14 protein-coding genes and 1 CRISPR repeat array are annotated in these 20758 nt (G+C 35.7%); of the genes, 5 read left to right on the plus strand and 9 right to left on the minus strand.

Going from position 1 to position 20758, the window contains the following annotated elements; translation table 11 throughout:
* Window positions 1-26 precede the first annotated feature (26 nt).
* Together ptrA and prfC are read right to left on the minus strand one after the other, a co-directional pair.
* Window positions 27-2873, minus strand: coding sequence for a pitrilysin (gene ptrA / locus J6569_RS04030; protein ID WP_296317706.1), 2847 nt, complete (start codon window positions 2871-2873; stop codon window positions 27-29).
* A 176-nt stretch (window positions 2874-3049) separates the two neighbouring features.
* Window positions 3050-4642 carry a peptide chain release factor 3 gene (prfC, locus tag J6569_RS04035; protein WP_296317708.1) on the minus strand — a complete coding sequence of 531 codons (1593 nt, stop codon included), beginning with the start codon at window positions 4640-4642 and terminating at the stop codon, window positions 3050-3052.
* Between the two features lie 203 nt (window positions 4643-4845).
* Here prfC and ilvY point away from each other — a divergent pair, with 203 nt between their 5' ends.
* Both ilvY and J6569_RS04045 read left to right on the plus strand, forming a co-directional pair.
* Window positions 4846-5748, plus strand: a complete 903-nt coding sequence (gene ilvY / locus J6569_RS04040) for an HTH-type transcriptional activator IlvY (RefSeq protein WP_085163939.1) — start codon at window positions 4846-4848, stop codon at window positions 5746-5748.
* 119 nt (window positions 5749-5867) lie between these two features.
* The gene (locus tag J6569_RS04045) at window positions 5868-8018 is read left to right on the plus strand and encodes a 3-hydroxybutyrate oligomer hydrolase family protein (RefSeq protein ID WP_296317712.1); all 2151 of its coding nucleotides are present in this window, start codon (window positions 5868-5870) and stop codon (window positions 8016-8018) included.
* 67 nt (window positions 8019-8085) lie between these two features.
* On the opposite strand, the gene J6569_RS04050 is transcribed toward J6569_RS04045, so the two are convergent.
* The 3 genes from J6569_RS04050 to fsa all read right to left on the minus strand — a co-directional run bounded on the left by J6569_RS04050 (window position 8086) and on the right by fsa (window position 10301).
* Window positions 8086-8667 (minus strand): ACP phosphodiesterase, encoded by a 582-nt coding sequence (locus tag J6569_RS04050; RefSeq protein WP_296317714.1) that lies wholly within the window; start codon window positions 8665-8667, stop codon window positions 8086-8088.
* A 15-nt stretch (window positions 8668-8682) separates the two neighbouring features.
* Window positions 8683-9489, minus strand: a complete 807-nt coding sequence (locus tag J6569_RS04055; RefSeq protein ID WP_174799364.1) for a siderophore-interacting protein — start codon at window positions 9487-9489, stop codon at window positions 8683-8685.
* A 149-nt stretch (window positions 9490-9638) separates the two neighbouring features.
* Window positions 9639-10301 (minus strand): fructose-6-phosphate aldolase, encoded by a 663-nt coding sequence (fsa, locus tag J6569_RS04060; RefSeq protein WP_174799511.1) that lies wholly within the window; start codon window positions 10299-10301, stop codon window positions 9639-9641.
* Window positions 10302-10597: 296 nt separating this feature from the next.
* On the opposite strand from fsa, the gene J6569_RS04065 reads away from it, so the two are divergent.
* Window positions 10598-11464 carry an AraC family transcriptional regulator gene (locus tag J6569_RS04065; RefSeq protein WP_174799510.1) on the plus strand — a complete coding sequence of 289 codons (867 nt, stop codon included), beginning with the start codon at window positions 10598-10600 and terminating at the stop codon, window positions 11462-11464.
* 217 nt (window positions 11465-11681) lie between these two features.
* Window positions 11682-12669: a CRISPR direct-repeat array (repeat unit 28 nt; unit sequence TTTCTAAACCGCCTATGCGGCGGTAAAC).
* A 261-nt stretch (window positions 12670-12930) separates the two neighbouring features.
* On the opposite strand, the gene proP is transcribed toward J6569_RS04065, so the two are convergent.
* Window positions 12931-14436, minus strand: a complete 1506-nt coding sequence (gene proP, locus J6569_RS04070; RefSeq protein ID WP_065559897.1) for a glycine betaine/L-proline transporter ProP — start codon at window positions 14434-14436, stop codon at window positions 12931-12933.
* 355 nt (window positions 14437-14791) lie between these two features.
* Window positions 14792-15673, minus strand: coding sequence for a DMT family transporter (locus tag J6569_RS04075; RefSeq protein WP_065589261.1), 882 nt, complete (start codon window positions 15671-15673; stop codon window positions 14792-14794).
* Window positions 15674-15884: 211 nt separating this feature from the next.
* Here J6569_RS04075 and J6569_RS04080 point away from each other — a divergent pair, with 211 nt between their 5' ends.
* Together J6569_RS04080 and surE are read left to right on the plus strand one after the other, a co-directional pair.
* A complete protein-coding gene (locus J6569_RS04080) occupies window positions 15885-16742 on the plus strand; it encodes a neutral zinc metallopeptidase (RefSeq protein ID WP_296317720.1) in 858 nt (285 codons plus the stop codon).
* Between the two features lie 9 nt (window positions 16743-16751).
* Complete coding sequence (gene surE, locus J6569_RS04085; protein ID WP_065607505.1) at window positions 16752-17531, plus strand: 5'/3'-nucleotidase SurE; 780 nt, start codon at window positions 16752-16754, stop codon at window positions 17529-17531.
* Window positions 17532-17634: 103 nt separating this feature from the next.
* Here the strand turns inward: surE and J6569_RS04090 are convergent, their stop codons facing one another.
* Both J6569_RS04090 and J6569_RS04095 read right to left on the minus strand, forming a co-directional pair.
* Window positions 17635-18843, minus strand: coding sequence for an MFS transporter (locus J6569_RS04090; RefSeq protein ID WP_296317723.1), 1209 nt, complete (start codon window positions 18841-18843; stop codon window positions 17635-17637).
* A 272-nt stretch (window positions 18844-19115) separates the two neighbouring features.
* Window positions 19116-20552: a hypothetical protein gene (locus J6569_RS04095; protein WP_296317725.1), complete on the minus strand. Its 1437-nt coding sequence runs from the start codon at window positions 20550-20552 to the stop codon at window positions 19116-19118.
* Window positions 20553-20758 lie beyond the last annotated feature (206 nt).

The raw sequence follows: 20758 nt of genomic DNA on the forward strand, positions 1-20758 counted from the left end.
TTAACTTTTCTATTATTTATAACAATTTATTTAGTTTGTGACTGTAGTAATATAGCCTGCAAAGCTGATGCATTCTTATATTCGGTATACTCAGTTATTGCTTGTGGCTGCTTTAATATATCAGTTGTATTGCCAAGTACTTGTGATGCCATTACAAATCCGTTAGGGTGCATTACTGAACGTTTATAAAAATCAATCAAATCTTGCTTAGTAATTTTTTGCAATTGCTCGATTTTTTTATCCTTTAAATCAAACGCAAAACGTGAATTACGGTAGTCAGGCATATAACGACCAAACTCCTCATCCAATGTTTGCGGAGGCATTTTCAATTCATCAAGTACCGCTTTTTTATATTGCTCAATATCTTTTTTCGATAATGCTTGCAATTTATTCAGCATAACTGGATAAAATTCTTGGTAGCGTTTAATTAAATAAGCCGGATCATATTGATTACTTTGGATAATAAAACTCATTCCCGACGAATCACCAACCGTAATAGGCTCTGCAAATACAGCATAACCTAGTTGCTCATTGGTGCGTAACTGATCATAAAACCAAGGTGAAATAATTTTAGAAAGAGTATAACTTATCATGCTACTACTAATTCGATCATAACCCATTGGAATATAGCTCATCATCAAAGCATTATCAGTGCTTTTTGCATGTTGAGTTATTTTAGCCTCTAACGAGTTTTTAATCTGAATATTATTAACAGGAGTAAATTCAACATCACGCACTAATGTTTTCTGGATGGCATGATAAAGATCTAAAGAGTCCTCATTAGACAAATTACCCAAGCTAAGCATATAAGGTACTGAGTGAGTTAATAAGTTATCACGGTAAGCTAATACATCATTAATGGTCATATTTGCTGTAATTTGTCGTTTTTCATCTCGTTCAAAATAATGCGGTAATACCGACAATGCATTAATAGGATTAACCGCTAACCGATAACTCTTAGCATGATCGGCTTTATCCAATTCTTGCAAATACCAAGATTTAGCTAATGCTAAACTTTGCTCATCAATAGTGGCCTTGCGATAGTTATCAAGTATGGCCGTAACCATTTTTGGTAAATGCTGACTAAAACCGCTGGCTGAAATCATTAAGCCATTATCATTACCAGTTGATAATGAAATACCAGCAACTCCAGCCTGAAATCGCAATTGTTCTAAATTACGACTAACAATATAATCAAGCAGATTAAAAGCAACCACAGCTTTTACGTCGCTAGTAGCCTGATTATTGCGTAATGAAACAACAATAGCAGCTTTAGGTTCATTTTTAAAATACTGGCTAGCAAAATGAATATGATTACCGCGCTTACTAAATTTTTCAGGTTGCGCTTGATTACGATTTTGTTTTAAAATCGTAAAATTATCAGGTATATAAGGATTGAGCTCAGGCAAACTAAATGTAAAATTTTTGCCTAGTGCTAACCAACTTGCTTTTTGCTCGCTAGTGATATTATCAATTTTATAAGGCGCATCGACAAAATAAGCAGTTTTATTGGTAGTTTGGTTTGGCGAAATCACCCAAATTCTAGCATTATTGGCAGTCAAACTTTTTAAACGTGCCGTAATAGCTGATTTATCAAAATGAGTAGCAACATAATCTGAATTTAACACATTTTGAACTGGATACAACAACATTTGATCTGATAGCCATTCTACATATGACATATCACGCTCGACATCTTGATATTTAAACTCTAACGCTAATACCTTTTGAATCTCTTGATAATAAGCGTCAGAAATGCCCTCTTTTTGAATCAACTGTAAATAATTAAAAATAGCGCCAATAACTTTATCTTTTTGAGCAAGTCCATCGTCGGTTAAACTCACATTAATACTCAATATACCACTATTACCATAACGGATAGGATTGATAGATGAACTAATTCCTTCAATTAAACCTTGTTTTTGTAACTGATCAGACAACGTATTATGACTACTGTTACAGATTAAATAAGTAATATACTCATCGGTTTTATCAGCAAATTTAGCCAAGTTATTTTCAATCGGAAACTGTAAAAACAATAGCTTTTTGGGTTGTGCTGGTACCATAGAAATTTGTTTATTTAACACATTTGGTGTTATAGCGGGTTTATCAACTATTGGGGCATTAATATTTTTATTAGGGATTTTACCAAAACTATTTTCAGCTAATTTTGTCAATTTATTGATCGACTGATTGCTATACATCACTCCAACCATAATATTGGCTGAATAATAATCTTTATGAAAATTCACTAAAGCATCTTGTAATTTACTATTTTCTTTATCACTTAACGTTTCTAAATTACCACCTGAAAATTGAGAAGCTGGATGGTTTTGATTAATTGTTTCAGAATCAACTTGCCCGATCCTAAAACCATCATTTGATCTGGCCATTGTCAATTCAGCGTTAACTGCATTACGTTCTTTATCGGCAAATTTAGGATCTAAATTGGGCTCAGCAATAGCATCAGCTAAATAATCCAGTGCTTTATCAAATGCGCTATTTTCAACTTCAAAATAAAAAGCTGTTCTATGTGCCGCAGTGCTAGCATTATAACTTCCCGAATGACGACTTAAAAATTGAGAAAAGCTTGCTGGTTCTGGATAATTTTTCGATCCCATTAATACCATATGTTCAGCATAATGAGCCAACCCTTGTTGCTCTTTGGGATCTTGCAACGAGCCGACAGGCAGTGCTAATGATGCCAGTGATTTTACAGCATTAGGATCTGAAACAAGTAACACTCGCATTTTATTTGCTAGCTCAACCACCTCATATTGGCGCTTATCGCGCTCGCTTTGCTGAACTTTTTCTAACAAAACTGGGCTCACAAGCTTATTTTCAATAGCAAACAATATCGGTGAAGTAGTCATAGTTAATAATCCAATAACACTACTAATTATTAAATTGACTATTTTTTTATTTTTCAAATCCATAATATTCACTCGCTTGACTTTATCATCAAAAAAATACGGTTAAAAAGAAAGAAGCGGATGTATCAAAATGCTTAAACATAATGATAGATTCCGCTATTTTGTGATGAATACAATTAATGTTCTCGAGTTTTTCTAAACCCAATATCAGGATATCTTTCTTGAGTTAAATTTAAATTAACCATACTTGGTGCCACATAAGATAGATTATCCCCGCCATCTAAGGCCAAATTTTGTTCACATTTTCGTTTAAACTCTTCCAGTTTTTTCACATCTGAGCACTCAACCCAACGCGCTGTTGTCACATTAACTGGCTCATAAATGGCTTCAACGTTATACTCTGATTTTAAACGAGCAACCACCACATCAAATTGTAGCACCCCTACAGCTCCCACAATTAAGTCATTATTGGTTAATGGACGAAACACTTGTACAGCACCCTCTTCGGACAATTGAACTAACCCCTTTAATAACTGCTTTTGTTTAAGTGGATCTTTAAGACGAATTCGACGAAACAGTTCTGGTGCAAAGTTAGGAATGCCTGTAAATTTCAGATCTTCACCTTGTGTAAAAGTATCACCTATTTGAATCGTGCCATGATTATGTAAACCAATGATATCACCAGCATAGGCTTCTTCAACATGTTCACGATCACCTGCCATAAATGTTAAGGCGTCAGAAATATTGATATCTTTAGCAATACGTACATGTCGTAACTTCATGCCCTTTTCATATTTACCGGATACAATGCGCATAAATGCAACGCGGTCACGGTGTTTAGGATCCATATTGGCTTGAATTTTAAAAACAAAACCACTGAACTTTTCTTCTGATGATTCGACTTCACGCTTATCGGTTTGACGAGGTTGAGGAGTTGGTGCCCAAGCTGTTAAACCATCAAGCATATGATCCACGCCAAAATTACCCAATGCCGTACCAAAAAAGACTGGCGTTAAATCGCCTGACAAGAAAGCATCTAAATCAAATTCGTTTGATGCGCCTTGCACTAATTCAAGCTCTTCACGCAGTTGCTGCGCTAAATCATCACCCACCGCTAAATCCAAATCAGGGTTAGTTAACCCTTTAATAATTCGGACCTCTTGTATTGTATGACCTTTCCCTGATTGGTAAAGGTAAGTTTCGTCTTTAGCTAAATGGTAAACACCTTTAAATAACTTGCCACAACCAATCGGCCAAGTAATAGGGGCGCACATAATATTTAACTCGTTTTCAACCTCATCAAGCAGTTCCATTGGATCGCGAATATCACGGTCTAACTTATTCATAAAGGTTAAAATTGGTGTATTGCGTAATCGTGTCACTTCCATTAATTTGCGAGTACGATCTTCAACCCCTTTTGCTGCATCAATTACCATCAAACAACTATCAACCGCTGTTAGCGTACGATAAGTATCTTCAGAAAAATCCTCGTGCCCTGGAGTGTCTAATAAATTAACTAAGCAGTCATTATAAGGAAACTGCATAACAGATGTAGTAATTGAAATACCACGTTGTTTTTCCATTTCCATCCAGTCTGATTTCGCATGTTGGGCATTAGCGCCTCGTCCTTTAACTGTACCAGCTGTTTGAATCGCATGACCAAATAACAATACCTTTTCGGTAATGGTTGTTTTACCAGCATCGGGGTGAGATATAATTGCAAAAGTGCGACGTGCATTAACTTCGTCTAAATAAGCTTGTTCTGTCATAAAACTGTTTTAACTCACACAAAAATAATCACATATTTTAGCAGGTATCTGCCTGTTTTGCTATTGATGTTATATGCAACGTTATTTGCCTTATTTATTTATCTATGCATAATATTTGACTTAATAAGTAATGCACTATTTACTGCTTTTTGTTAAAAAGTTTCAGGTAACTATATGTTTAAGTATAAAAACTGGGATTTGCTATGAACATTCGTGATTTAAAATTGTATTTACATTTATGCGAAACCTGTCACTTTGGTATAACGGCAAATGCTATGCATGTTAGTCCATCAACCTTATCAAGGCAGATCCAACGACTTGAAGAACATTTTGGTCACGCGCTATTTATTCGAGACAATAGGCAAGTACAAATCACTTCGGAGGGCGAAAAAGTTAAACGTTTTGCTCAACAAGTAATAAACATGCACCAACAACTAAAATATGATTTAGATCAATCTAACCAACAAATTGTCGGCGAACTCACTCTATTTTGTTCAGTCACCGCTGCATATAGCCATCTACCTGAAATACTTGATCGCTTTAGGATCCACTATCCTCTAGTTGAAATCAAACTATCAACGGGTGATGCTGCTGACGCTGTAAAGAAAATTCAAGCAAATGAAGCCGATTTAGCTATAGCAGGCAAACCAAAACAGCTCCCTACTGGTATTGAGTTTTTAAAATTTGGCGAAATTGAAATGGTATTGCTAATACCTAAACTTAATAGCACGTTTAGTGACAGATTACATCAAAAACAGCCTGACTGGCATAATATTCCCTTTATATTGCCTGAACATGGCCCTAGTCGCCACCGTATTGATTTATGGTTTAAGCAAAGAAAAATTTCCAATCCCAAAATTTATGCTACGGTCGCAGGACACGAAGCCATTGTATCGATGGTTGCTTTAGGTTGTGGGGTAGCCTTATTACCTAAAGTCGTAATGGACAATAGCCCTGAACGAATAAGAGAGCGCATAACCGAATGGTCAACAAACTTAATGGAACCGTTTGATGTTGGTATTTGTGTACAAAAAAGAAGATTATCAGAGAAAATCATTGCTGCCTTTTGGGCAATTTGCAATCTCAATTTACCTAATAACGCATAACAAAAATATAGTGTATAATTACACCTCAAAAAATTAAAACTATATAACGTGTTAACTAGCATATACCTAATTTTTTATTAAGATTTTATGTAACAGAATAACATTGCATGGTATTGAAAATGAAAAAGATAAAATTAAGAACGTTAGCCTCATTGATATTTTTTGCCGCTGTTACTATGCCATTAATGGCACAGTCCAATACCACAAAATCAACCACCTCTAACACAAAAGCTGACGGCAAAACGGCAACGTCAACCACAACTATAACAACCAATACTGAAACTAACAGCAGCACGCCATCCCCAATTGATAACACAATTAAAAAGCCAAAGTGGCTAGTCCGCAATACATTGGCTTATTATGATGGTGATAGTGATGACCTTGTTACAGCTGGGCTTGGGTTTACCCCATTATCAACCACCACTATCGTACCAGAAGTTGAAATTCCAGCTAAACCAAACTTTCAAGAACGCCGACAAGCCAAACTAAATCGCTATATTGACACCAAAATTGGTGAAGGAACACTATTTGGTTTTAGAAAGCAAGAACTAACTCCTTTGTTTGACGGTAAAATTGCAGGTACCGAAATATCAGCCGTACAAAGACAAGACGGTGTTGGCATGTTGCTACAAATTCCACTTGATTTTAACAAAAATAAACCTTGCATTGTTGCGGTTCCTGCTAGTGATTCGGATGGAATATTTAATACCAAAGATATACAGATTCGTGGATTATGGGGACTCCGTCACAACTGTGCAGTAGTATATAACGACAAAGGGCTAGGTAACGGCATTTATGATATTGAACGCAAACTTGGATTCACCGTTTGGGGAGAAGTACAAAGCGGTAACATCTTATTCTCTCCTTCGATTAATAATAAAGAAAAATATATCAAAAAATATCCCCACCGCTATGCTATAAAACAACTACACTCGCAACTCAATGCCGAAGCCCGCTGGGGGGAACACGTATTAAAATCCCTAGAATTTGCTTTTTATGAACTTAATATTATGTTTTCACCGAATGATCAAGCTATATTTAACAAAGACAACACTCTGGTTTTAGTCTATGGCGCAAGCGATGGTGGTGGAGCAGCATTAAAAGCTGGCGAATTAGATGATCAAAATATGATTGACGGTATTGTTGCAGTTAATCCACAAATTCAACCAAATCTTGACAAAGCCTCAGTTAAACTCAAAATCGGCAACAACAACTCGCAAAAGTTAGAAGCCAAATCTATTGCTAATTACAGTGCTTATGGTGCGTTATATATACCATGTGCCATACCAGCCATAACAGCTTATAAAGACGATGCTTATGTACCTTATGCTGATTATTTTCTTTATTCACAAGAGCGCTGTAACGCCCTTAAAAAAGCAAAGTTACTTACTACAGGAACACCAAAAGAAGCGTTAGAAAAACTACATAAAAATGGTTGGACACCAGAAATGGATATTCAACTACCCTATTTTTACTACACTGAATCTATTGGTCTACCATATCAATATATTAGTGCCTATGGCAAATATAGTGTCACCGAAAATATGTGCAATTTTTCGGTAGCAAGCACCCAGCAAAACCCAATTAACAACACAGGAAAAGTTGCACCATTAAAAGAAATTTCGTTTGAACAAATATGGGGAATGGCTAACGGCCATTTACCGCTTTGGAATGGCCGTAATGCAACGGTTTTGGATCTAGTTGAAAACGAAGATCTCAACACCCCAAGACGTGAATTTTATTCTAGCTCGCAAACGAAAAATACAATCGATTACGGCACTAAAGGATCGATCTGTGTTTATAAAAAATCACAAGAACCACGCATTAAAGAAGGCATAAAACAAGTTATGGCATCGGGTAACTTACATGGTATAAAAACCTTTATTGTCCATGGTCGGAACAATGTTAAACAATTACCAAATTATACATCGCGCGCTTATGTCGCACTAAATAGCTTAGTTGAAGGTAAACAATCACAACTGCGATATATTGAAGTAGAAAACGCCAGCTACTTAGATGGCCGAGCCCCATTTGACAACACATTACTACCAATTGATTATTATGGCGAAGATGCCATCGAGTGGTTATGGGCTAACTTAACCAACAACGCTACGCTACCAGTAAGCCAAGTTGTACGTACCAAAACTCGTGGAGGTAAAAGCGGTTATGCGCCACAAATAACCGACAACAACCTAAAACCGATAGCTCAAACGCCAAATAGCAACAGCATTATCCAAAAAGCAGATGGCAAACTGATATTGCCAAATTAACAGCAAATAATCTAAAACACTACTGGTTTAAGCATAGCGGCTTGAACTGGTAGCACCAAAATCCAGTTTAGCTGGTGCTATCTTTTACTATTAAACAGATTTTGGGATATAACAAAAAAAATAACGACTCTAATTGAGCATAATGCTGCTTAACATCAACAATTGTTTCTTTTAACAAATATAATTTTGGTCGTCTATTTGCCATGCCACTAAGGACATTACCAACAAAGTCAATAGAAGCATAATTTTCGAGCCACTCCCCTTGCCACATTGAATTCATAAAATGCTGATAATCTACCGGATAAACGTCAATATAAGGTTGGATATGAGCTTTTGTTACTTGATTAAATTGAGACACACTCGACAACAAACCATAATTAGCCCAATGCTTTGACAAAAAATGATCCCACACAATATCTAATGTAATGGGTGCAACTCGCTGATGCGATTTTCTAAACAGCAGCTTGGCTTTCTTAACTTCAAGCAGGCTATCGGTCAATTTATCAATTTTACGGTGTAGCATAATGCCATCGGCAATATTAGAGTTATAAATTAAATAAGGATCACCTTTAACAAAATCAGCAACTGTATTACCAATCAACGAACTACGTGCTAACGTAGCCAAATGCAAATGAGCAAGAATATTCATAAAAGTAACCGTTAATTATTCACGATGTTTAAATTCGCCTTCGGCGAAACCTTCTCGCCAGTAACTAGTAATATGAAAAGCATCAGGCGACAAATGTATATATTTATCTTTAATAGCATGACGAACAGATTGTGCCAACGAACGCTCCATCCCTCCCCAAAACAACAGCTTATTTTGCTCTGATAAATCAGCATTAATTACCGCATCAACTAATTGAAAGGGATTATCCCTATTTTGTATAAACCAATTCACCTTAATATTTTTATTATCTGGCAACGGCACTATATCACTTTTATGATTAACCTGTATAAAGGCAAAAGCCTTCTGATTTTGAGGAAGATGTTCAAGCGTATAACATATGGCGGGCACAGCCGAAATATCCCCCATTAACACCAAACAATTATCAGTAAATCGCAACTTGCTGGCTGCCGCAATCAAACCAATTTGGTCACCAATCTTAGTTTTTTGCGACCACACTGAAGCCAATCCTGTATCATGAATAGCAAAATCAACAAAAAATTGATTAGAGGCACGCTCAAATTCGCGCACACTATAACTACGGACTAGCTGACGTTGCTTATCATCAACAGCGATTTTATTATTATCATCAAGTTTAGGGAAAGTAATTACATTGGTTGAAGGATCAGGAAAAAGCAATTTTAAATACGGACAAATCCATAATGGATCGATATTTACTGGTTTATCGCTACTAAACTGTATGCGAATAAAACTGGGAGATATTTTTTCAATATTCAATACTGTTAATAACGCATTGACGATGACTTTCTTATTGAATTTGATTTTTCCTATTTTTTCATCCATCAGCTGATCCTTATATTTATTGCTAAATGACTCATCATACAACAAAATATATTAGAATAATGCTATTTTTATAATTGAAAAAATAGATAAACTTGTTTAACCCAAAAGCGATGAAACAAGTTTAGAAAAAATCAAATTAAAAAATAAATTTAAAACGATAACGCACCAAAAGCATTACACCAGTCTTGATCAAACTTAGTAATCGCCGCATCAACAGCTGGATCAGAAATAAATAGCTCAGCCACATCTACTGGCAACGTAATAGACTTACAACCAGCAAGCATACAATCTAACGCTTGCCTTGGCGTTCTAAAGCTTGCGGCTAACACCATCGATTGTGGACAGTGCAAATCTAACAATTCTTGTAATTCCAGTACTGTATCTTTACTATTTCCGCCTTGAGCATCAATGCGATTAACATAAGGTGCAATATATTTAGCCCCTGCTAATGCAGCTAAAAATCCCTGCCCTGCACCATAAACAGCCGTTCCCAAAGTTGGAATTCCTTGCTGGGTTAACTCTTTAATTGCAATCAATCCTTGAGCATTGACAGGAATTTTAGTCACAATCGATGGTACTGCTTTTCTAAGCTGATGAGCTTCTTTTATCATTTCATCAGCATTACTTGAAAGTACCTGAGCAAATAGTAATTTATCTGAACCCAATACTCCCTGTAGTTCATCTAATAACGAAAAAATTGGCTTGCCCGATTTTGCTACAATGCTTGGATTAGTGGTAACCCCACTAATAGGTAACACCTTAGCTAAACGTTTAATGGCGACAAGATCGGCGGTATCTAAATATAATTCCATGGTTAACTCCTAGCTAAAACCAACAAATATCTATTAACGTATACATATAACGCTCTTTGTATTACAAATTTTGCGTTACAGCTATAGTAAAAAAAACTGATCCAACCGCCTAGAAGACAATTTTGTCATTTACTGGATTTTTGTACGCTAAATAAGAAATTGAGATTTAGATCACACAACGAAAAATTAACATTAATTTATTAAATAAAAGAAAAATTTATACTTATTTTCATCTTTTCCATATGCGTATATAATCTAAACGATAGTACACACTTGATTTATCATTAACTTAATTTATGACAAAAATCATTAACGAAAAACTAACCAAACTAGTCAATAACCAAGAGTCAATCAATCATATCTATTTTGCCAATAGTAATGCTTGTCCGCCTTCACTTGCCTACCAAGTCAACTTTCCTAGAATTGAAATTATATTAGAAGGAAAGCAACAGATGCTATGGGCGGATAGTAATGGCAAAGTTATTGAAAAAATATTATCAATTAATGATCTTTTATATATTTCCGCTCAAAGCTGGAACAAACCCATTTGGACAAACCCTGTTACTTCATTAAACATATTGTTTGGTAAACAACAAATTGGTATAAGCCTATTGCATTGGGATGGCACACAACTAATTCCACTTAGGCAAATTAACACACCAAGACGAGGCCCGCGGGTTGGTACATTTATTATTCAAGCGCTGACCGAACTTATCTGGCAAAACCAATCATGTAAACAAAATCAAACTGCTTACTATCTTATTCACAGTTTACTTAGCAACACACTCGATTTGTTAAATATCAATATCAAAACATCATCCAAAACTACTTGCCTATATGAAGCCATTCGCCAATATATTGATACTCACTTTCGTGAAGATATTACACGCGACTTTTTAGCTAATATGTTTTACATTTCACCCAATTACTTATCACATCTATTTCAAAGCGAGGGAAAAATAGGGCTAAATGAATATCTAAATCATATTCGCTTAGAATATGCAAAATCGCTACTAAAGGATTATGATCTAAATATAAAAGAAATTGCTCTAGCATCGGGGTTTAAAGATAGTAATTATTTTTGTCGGATTTTTAAAAAAAAGACAGAACGAACACCAACCGAATATCGTCGACAATATCATAGTAAGTTAATGCGCAAATAGTTTTTTCACAGTAAACTTTCAAACTCTTTTATTTTTTACATTGTGCCAAAATTACACATATTTATCGCTCTTGTTTAGCGCACTTAATTATCGGTACATTTTTATATAAAATCAATCAGGTAGAATATTGATTTTATTTTTTAACTTAATAATTTTGAATAAAATCAATCTATTATATAGCTGTGAACGTCATGCTGTTAAAAATAATAATGCCAGAATTTCTAACCGCCTATGTGGCGGTAAACACCTAGATTTGACTGGTACACACGTTCTAAGGTTTCTAAACCGCCTATGCGGCGGTAAACTGTGAGAATCATAAACAGTTTACTTATAAAAATTTCTAAACCGCCTATGCGGCGGTAAACTCAAAAACGTCAATAAATCATTTATATTTTTTTTTCTAAACCGCCTATGCGGCGGTAAACAATAACACACTAAAAACCTTGTGCGACGGACGTTTCTAAACCGCCTATGCGGCGGTAAACTAAGTTTAATAACGTCACTACCATACGATCTTTTTCTAAACCGCCTATGCGGCGGTAAACAATCAGGGAATTCTTGATAGTTCGACGTTTGATTTCTAAACCGCCTATGCGGCGGTAAACATAACATTACTACTACATTATCACAGAAAGCATTTCTAAACCGCCTATGCGGCGGTAAACTTATGTCTTCGCAATTTTTACTAATGCGGAATTTTCTAAACCGCCTATGCGGCGGTAAACTTTTTATGATTTTGTAGAAAGAGCACCAGCCTTTTCTAAACCGCCTATGCGGCGGTAAACATGTACAAGTTAAAACTTGAGGGGTGGACCTTTTTCTAAACCGCCTATGCGGCGGTAAACATTCGATACCCTCGATTATTTGATAGTGCTTTTTTCTAAACCGCCTATGCGGCGGTAAACAAGCTACTTTGTTAAAAATCATTGAAAAATATTTTCTAAACCGCCTATGCGGCGGTAAACGTTACATTTGTTGGTGTGGTTGATGCAATTAATTTCTAAACCGCCTATGCGGCGGTAAACCAAGAATAATAATCAATTAACAGTATCTGCAGTTTCTAAACCGCCTATGCGGCGGTAAACTTTTTATTAGCAGTTGTCTTTATTGTGAAGATTTTCTAAACCGCCTATGCGGCGGTAAACCATTGAAACTAGTCGAGTAAAACCAGAAATTATTTCTAAACCGCCTATGCGGCGGTAAACTAGAAACCGATATACTATAAACCCTGTTTAGCAAAAGGCAAATAGGATTTCTGTTTTCAAAAACCCTTTTTTATAGCGGTTTTATAATACTTTGTTTTTATTTACTTTTATTTATTAATAAAAAAAAGGGTTGGCAGTGTTTTAGCTATTTCTATGATGTGTCAATTTTATCGTTAAAAAATACTTATGTATCGTTTTGATTTTATTAAATTTGGGTTTTGTATGTTAAACAAAATATACAAAACCCAAAAAATAAAAAAATCAATCTAACTTAGGATGTTGATCGACTAAATTCTGACGCTGTTGTTGTAATGTTTCGATCTGCTGTTCTATATCTTCGACTCTTTGTTCTATTGAGTCAAAGTGATCTGATAATATTTCTTTTGCCTCTGACCTGTCTGATGCTGCAGGCGTTGCGCCGCGGAGTGGACGGTTTGCGGTTTCTTTCATTTTTATGCCTGTAAGTAAACCCACTAATGCTACAACCATTAAATAATAAGCTGGCATGTATAAATTATTACTTTCTTCAACCAACCAAGCCGCCACTGTTGGAGTAGCACCAGCAACTAATACCGAGATATTAAATGATATAGCTAGAGCACTGTAACGAATACTAGTCGGAAAGATAGCCGGTAAAATTGAGGCCATAACACCAGTAAAACAGTTAAGTAATACAGCTAAAATCAATAATCCTAAAAAGATAAGACCTATAATATCGCTATTGATCATAACAAATGACGGATAAGCAAGAATTAATAAACCTAAGCTTCCCCCAATAATGAACGGTCTGCGACCTATTTTATCGCTAATAAAACCAATTAATGGTTGAACAAATAACATACCTATCATGATAGCAATAATAATTAGTACGCCATGATCTGTATCGTAATTTAAGTTATGAGATAAATAACTAGGCATATAGGTAAGCAACATATAATAAGTCACATTAGTAACAATCACTAACCCTACACAGACTAATAGGCTTTTCCAATATTTGATAATAATCTGTTTGAAAGTCATTTTAGGTTGATTAGTAATATGATCGCGAACATTTTGATCCATCAAATCGGTATGCTGTTGAAATGCCGGTGTTTCATCTAGCGCATGACGTAAGTAAAGCCCAATTAGTCCTAGCGGTAAAGCGAATAAAAATGGAATTCTCCAGCCCCAATCATGAAATGCAACTTTGCCAAGAATACTAGATAAAAGCACGACTAAACCTGCTCCAACTAAAAAACCAGCAATCGAACCAAAATCTAACCAACTCCCCATAAAACCACGTTTGCGATCTGGCGAATATTCGGCAACAAATATAGCCGCACCAGAATATTCACCCCCTATTGAAAATCCTTGCGCAAATTTAGCTAGCAATAATAATATTGGTGCAGCAATACCAATCGAGGCATAAGAAGGAATTAAACCAATACAAAAAGTGCTTAACGACATAATAATGATGGTTATTGATAATACTTTTTGGCGTCCAAATTTATCACCAAGGATCCCAAACACTAAACCGCCTAACGGCCGAACTAAAAATGGTACGGAAAACGTGGCGAGTGCAGCAACCATTTGCACACTAGGGGATGCATCAGGGAAAAATACTTGCCCTAAAACATAGGCTAAAAAGCCATATACACCAAAATCAAACCACTCCATCGCATTACCAAGTGCTGCTGCGGTAATGGCTTTTTTTAACTTGCTATCATCAATTATAGTAATATCGTTGATGTTTAATGGTTTATTTTGGGACTGTCTTATTTTTTTCATAAAATACCGCCTGTTTACATACAAATAATAAAAAGGAATGATGCAACAAGGTAAACGGTTACCTTTTAATACACAAAGAACAATACTTTTTAGATTACACTTTGAAAAAGTGTTTATCAGTTAATTAAAATTGAAGCAAAATACAGCAAAGATAAAAAAAGAGGATAATAAAAAAGCAAAAACTAATGTTTTATTGTTTGTTTGTTTGTTTTAATTTCTACTAAATAACAACAAAACAATTCCTTTTTGTGAAAATTGAGTGCTAATTATAGCAAAATAACCTCATTTTGTAAAATTTTCTTGATTTTTAAGTCAAAACTAAAGCTATTTTAAAAACGATTGTTTGTATTATTAACTATTTCCGTGAACAAAAATAGATCCCAATAACTATTAGTACTATCGACACAATATGAAAATACGCAACTGGCGTATGTAAAAATAGAATACTGAAAATTCCTGCTGACAAAGGGATAATATGAGTATAGATTTGCCCACGTGTTGCGCCAATATCCATAATACCTTTATTCCAAAATAAATAAGATAACCAAGACGCAAAAATAGCAATATATAATAAGCCAAGCAAAAAACTTGTTGAGGTATAATGCGCTAGGTTGGAAACTGGGTAAAAATAAAAATACACTAACGCAACAGGAAGTAACATGACCGAACCCAACACGGCACTAACAGTCACAAAAGCATTGCCAGATATAGATTTATCTTTTAACCGTATAAATGCGCTATAACAAGCCCAGCTCATTGCTGATGCCATTGCCCATAAATCCCCTTTATTAATATTACTCAACTCACTTAAATTAGTTAGATTTCCTTGTAAAATCAAATAAATCACGCCAATTGTACTAAATAGCACGCCTAAAATATTATTTTTTGAAATCGTATCATTAAATAACAATTTATTCATAACCAACACCATACATGGTGTTGCAGAAAGGTAAATTGATGCATTAAGCGATGAGGTATATTGCAATCCAACATAAAGTGTTAATGGAAATAAAATCTGCCCAAAAATGGCTAACAAACAAATGGGACCAATTGATTTTCTAATTTTGGATAAGTCATTACGAACTTGACGTTGATATAAACACAATAATAACAGCGCAGTAATAACCCAACGACCTTCGGATATTACCATAGGATCGGCTTGAGTAACTAAAACACGTCCAACAACGTAATTACCACCCCAAAAACAAGCCGCCAAAGTAAGAAATAAATATGGCATAACAATACCCAAATATTAGTATAAAGATATAATGGTATGGATTCTATTATATACCTAAAAAAAGCAAGAAATAACCAAATTTACAAACAAATACTTTACCTATTTTTATACAGTTAATTGGTTCAATTTATAACAACGCTAATAACTTAATCTAGAATACTTATTTGTTATCCATTAAAATAATTAAACTAAAACTGACAAGGTAATTCCTATGCGCTGGAGAGACCAACGAGAGAGCGATAACATTGAAGATCGTCGCTCACAATCAGGAAGTGAAATAGGAACAAGACTTCCAATTGGTGGTAAAGGTAAGATTGTTTTATTTATTGTAGTGTTAATTGCTGGCTATTATGGTGTTGATTTAACTGGCTTGCTAGATTCAACACTAATTGATACGAACAGTACCGAACAAAATACTAATCAATATTCAATTGATGATGAAGATGCCGTCAAATTTACGTCTATCATTTTAGCAAGTACTGAAGATTATTGGCATCAAGAATTTCAACGTTTAGGTAAAACCTATACTCCCCCTAAGTTAGTACTTTATAAAGGCTCTACAAGAACATCTTGTGGCACTGGTCAAACCTTTATGGGACCATTTTATTGTAGTATTGACAAAACTGTCTATCTAGATATGTCTTTCTATCAAGAGATGAAACAGCGACTTGGTGGTGGTGGCGACTTTGCTCAAGGTTATGTAATTGCGCATGAAGTTGGTCATCATATACAAAATTTGCTGGGCACATTTAGCCACGTTGAGCAATTAAAACAAGGTCAGTCCACAATCAAAAATAACCAATTGTCGGTTAAATTAGAACTCCAAGCCGATTGTTTTGCTGGCATGTGGGGCAATGCAATGCAACAGCAAAATCGACTGGATGAAGGTGATATTGAACAAGCTTTAAACACCGCAAAAGCCATTGGTGATGATCGCTTGCAACAACAAAGTGAAGGTTATGTTGTACCTGATAGTTTTACCCATGGTACATCTAAGCAACGTTATACTTGGTTTAAACATGGGTTTGATAGCGGTGCAATTAACGAATGTAATACATTTGCTCAATAAGGAAATAATATGTTAAAAAAGTTAGTTAATCGCGTTTTACTAGTCAATGATGATGGCTTTGATGCACCAGGTATTAAACTATTGCAAGAAGTGGCAAAAAAGATAGCTCACGAGGTTTGGGTAGTTGCACCAGCCATAGATCAAAGTGGAGTATCTTGTTCAGTGAGCTTAAAAACGCCATTTAGAGTTGTTCAACGTGGAAAACAAGAATTTGCCGTTTATGGCACACCTGCCGATTGCTCACTATTTGCAATTAAATATTTGATGGCTAATAACCTACCCGATCTAGTACTATCTGGAATTAATAATGGTTCAAATGTGGGATTTGAAACAGTGTTATCTGGCACTGTTGGTGCGGCAATGATGGCTATGACTTTGGGCATTCCTGCAATTGCATTGAGTCAATTAACCAGTGAAGATAACCAGCCAACTGACTGGAGTTGTGCCAAACATCACGCTCAAACAGTTATTGCTAAATTACTTTCGTTACCATCTGCGCAAAATATTTGTTTTAACGTTAATTTTCCTGCATGTACAGCACAACAAATTAAAGGTTTGAAAATAACAAAACAAGGCGATAGCGATGTAAGTCGTTTTATGGTGATACCAACACAAGATCCCGAAGGCAATGATTACTTTTGGTTTAGAGCAAAACGCAATTTACAAATACTTGATGACAATAAAGAACTTGATGCCGCTAATGCCAACTTTATTGCCATTACGCCATTGGGTTATGAAAGGACCGATTATGCCTTTTATGAAAAACTGTTAAACACATCTAATCTTTAATTGTTTCAGTAATTTGTCTTCCTAACTATTAAGAAGACAAATTACACTTAATTATTTATTTACTATTGATTTTGTTATTAATTATCTAACTATTCATCTACTTTCAGCCCACGTTAGTTTTTACATCTTTCACCAACGTACAGAATAACAATGATATCGCAACCATTACTAACGCAATCCAATAGATAACCTCATGTCCATAGGCTTCTGATACAAATCCTTGCAACATTCCAGCTATAATTATACTGAAAATAATACCATTATTAAATAAAGTAGAAGCCACTCCCATTCGGGTAGGCAATAAATCCTGAAAATAGATAATACCAATGTTAGCTACAATACCAATAAATAGAGCATTAAAGAGCTGTAATGCTAATAAAGCATATTTACCAGTACAAAAAATCACACCAAGATAAAAAATCAAACCGCAAACAATCGCAATAAAAAACAGATTTCGTTTACCTAAATGTGGCACTAAATATCCAGCAATGAGCATAACTGGAATTTCGATACCAGCAGCAAGCCCCATCAATACACCCGGCAATGAATCTGAAAGATGTAATACAACATCAACATAAATTGGCATATCAATAATATACATCATATTTGCTGTCCACATAAATACCGTAGATAGCAATAAACAAAGCACATTTCTATTCTTCCAAAGTGGTTGATTTGCCGCTTGTAACTCTGCTTCGTTATTAAATTGTGAGGTGGGATTTTTTTCAACCGAAGGTAAAAAAATAGCAACAAACAGCATCGCGACCATAAACATGCACATGCCCGTTAAATACATTGCCGTAAAACCAAAATTAATAGCTAAGCCAAAAGAAATTGGTGGGCCAAATACCCAAGCAAGCGAAAGTTGAGCTCGAATAAGTGAATTAAATGCCACAACATTACGCCCAGTTTTAACGGCATATTCGCGTGCTAAAGCAAAAATTTGTGGCATAGCAGCAGACGATAACGCAGCAAACAAAACACCCAGCGTGATTAACACCAAATAGTGACGTGTAAACGCAAAAGTAATGCTATTAGCAATGCCCATTAAACAGCAAAATATAACAATATAACGCCTATCGCCCTTTTTATCGGAATATTTAGCCAATAAAAAGCTACCCACAATACTGGCTAAAGCATTAACAGAAAAAAAAAGTCCAACTAGCCGTGAATTAACATTAACTTCAAAAGTTAGAAATCGACTTAAAGTAGGAGATTGTAAAGCACCAGCAATACCAACAATAAAAGTTGTGACTAGAAATGCGACAAAAATAGTGCTTTGCTTTTGGCGAAACGAAGATACATTAGCCATAATAATACACAATAGATGAATTTACGTTAATTATATACATAAAATCGGCATAAACGTAACAAAATTAAGGCTAAAATAAAGTTGATTAATTTTTTGCTGATTTATTACGGATAAAATCAACATTTAACTACTTATTAGCGAACCATAAATTTGCAAGGCTCGCAAGCTTTGCCTGCTAAAAGCCCCAACTTGCGCGGGGGCTTTATTCTTATCTATATTGTCCTCTCAGGCACCATAAGACCTTCTGCTCCCTAAGGATTAAGAACTAAACGCTAAGGAGTAGTGCAAACAGCAAAGCCGCTGTAGTAATCGCTGTAACTGCCGACGCCGCCGTAGTACGAGTAGACAGTGAACTGAACGCTATCTGTATCTGTAGCGTCACTTGTCCAGAAGGTGTCGAAGACAAAGTCCGCATCAGTGTAGTAGGACATAGCGCCCCACTCCGTGAAAAAGCCTGCTCCTATGTGACGCTGATAGCCAGTAAAACCTGAGGATGGATTAGCGCCATCTATGTCATTTACACATGGGTACCAACGATTATCTACACCACACTTCGCATTAGTTAAATCTCTTATCCGTGGTATTCGATAACCCAAACTATTACACCATGTGGTTTGATTAGAAAGGCTAGCCCCTTGACCTCCCCGATTGACGAACCACTGCCTCAATTCAAATCCATACCGAACCTCATTACCACTTCTATCCCTACCGATTAATTCAAATGTCTGTGGCAAAGATGGCACGGTAATTTGACTAGGATTAGAATTGCTCCACTGGCTTCTTGCCTCTGGACCATTCAACGTTACCCGTGTTACATTCTTGGATTTATCTCTAATCCATTTATCTTCGTTTGTACCTTGGTTTGGTAATATCCAACTCACCGTTGCTCTTATACTACCACTTGTGATAACGGTCCAAGTAAACTGACTTGCATCTATCCCACCTATATCCAAATCAAAATACAATCCATCTGACCCCGTAGTTGGAAAATTTAAACCGTAAGATGATGGGGTTGTTGACTGAACTAAAAAACCCTTAACTGGATTCCATATGTTAGCTGGACCTGCATAGCGTGGGTCGTCCCAATCCAAGCCAGTTCCAGTTGTGCCACCATACAATAAATTCGGCCTGACCGAACAAATAACTGGCGGTAACGGCAAAGTGATATAATATTCCGCTGTCCCTCCGTAAAACCTACTACTATTCGGCACGCCATACTGCGTAGTTAAAGTTCCCCCTGAACTATCTAAGGTTACCTTATAAGGTGCATTACATATATCTAATGCATCGCCACGACTAACAGCATTTCCATCTTTATCAGTTATTGCTAACGATATACTTCCTAATGCGGTAACACCATTTGTACCCTGACCATCTCCATCATCATCTCCCCATTTACCTTGTGTCACTAAGTCATTTATATTTATTGAGACGCTTAATGGCGGGACTATCATTTCAATATCAGCCAAGGTATCCCCTACATTAGGTAACTTGATTGGCGCTGTTGGTGATGAAGAATTATTTTGCGATGTAAATGTTCGACCATCTGATAACTTAATACCTAATAAGTCCTCTGTTTTAGTCACTTTAGTAACACCACCATCAAAGGTTAAATAAGGCTCAGTACCGTGAATGCGCTCAGAAGTCGTGGCCGATAATGCCTGTGATTCTAATGAGTACGGCAATAATAACAACGGTGCTAATGCCAATGGGATTTTTGAAAATAATTTTGTGAATAATTTCGATAATAATCTGAGAGATAATTGCGATGATATAATGGAGTTTTGTGTAAAAACTCGTCGAATAGGATTATTTGATAAATTTAATACATAGGTTTGCCAGTGCCTTGTGCCTTGTGCCTAAAATGGTACTGCATTTTGTTCCACCTGTCAAGTAATATTTTGTTTTATTTAGA

The sequence above is a fragment of the Gilliamella sp. genome, assembly GCF_024104075.1.
Classification (GTDB): domain Bacteria; phylum Pseudomonadota; class Gammaproteobacteria; order Enterobacterales; family Orbaceae; genus Gilliamella; species Gilliamella bombi.

Coding starts and splice junctions, on each gene's coding strand:
- ptrA (WP_296317706.1), bottom strand. CDS start 2,873: ATGACTACTTCACCGATATTGTTTGCTATTGAAAATAAGCTTGTGAGC.
- prfC (WP_296317708.1), bottom strand. CDS start 4,642: ATGACAGAACAAGCTTATTTAGACGAAGTTAATGCACGTCGCACTTTT.
- J6569_RS04055 (WP_174799364.1), bottom strand. CDS start 9,489: ATGGATGAAAAAATAGGAAAAATCAAATTCAATAAGAAAGTCATCGTC.
- J6569_RS04075 (WP_065589261.1), bottom strand. CDS start 15,673: ATGCCATATTTATTTCTTACTTTGGCGGCTTGTTTTTGGGGTGGTAAT.
- J6569_RS04045 (WP_296317712.1), top strand. CDS start 5,868: ATGAAAAAGATAAAATTAAGAACGTTAGCCTCATTGATATTTTTTGCC.
- proP (WP_065559897.1), bottom strand. CDS start 14,436: ATGAAAAAAATAAGACAGTCCCAAAATAAACCATTAAACATCAACGAT.
- surE (WP_065607505.1), top strand. CDS start 16,752: ATGTTAAAAAAGTTAGTTAATCGCGTTTTACTAGTCAATGATGATGGC.
- J6569_RS04050 (WP_296317714.1), bottom strand. CDS start 8,667: ATGAATATTCTTGCTCATTTGCATTTGGCTACGTTAGCACGTAGTTCG.
- J6569_RS04080 (WP_296317720.1), top strand. CDS start 15,885: ATGCGCTGGAGAGACCAACGAGAGAGCGATAACATTGAAGATCGTCGC.
- fsa (WP_174799511.1), bottom strand. CDS start 10,301: ATGGAATTATATTTAGATACCGCCGATCTTGTCGCCATTAAACGTTTA.
- J6569_RS04065 (WP_174799510.1), top strand. CDS start 10,598: ATGACAAAAATCATTAACGAAAAACTAACCAAACTAGTCAATAACCAA.
- J6569_RS04090 (WP_296317723.1), bottom strand. CDS start 18,843: ATGGCTAATGTATCTTCGTTTCGCCAAAAGCAAAGCACTATTTTTGTC.
- ilvY (WP_085163939.1), top strand. CDS start 4,846: ATGAACATTCGTGATTTAAAATTGTATTTACATTTATGCGAAACCTGT.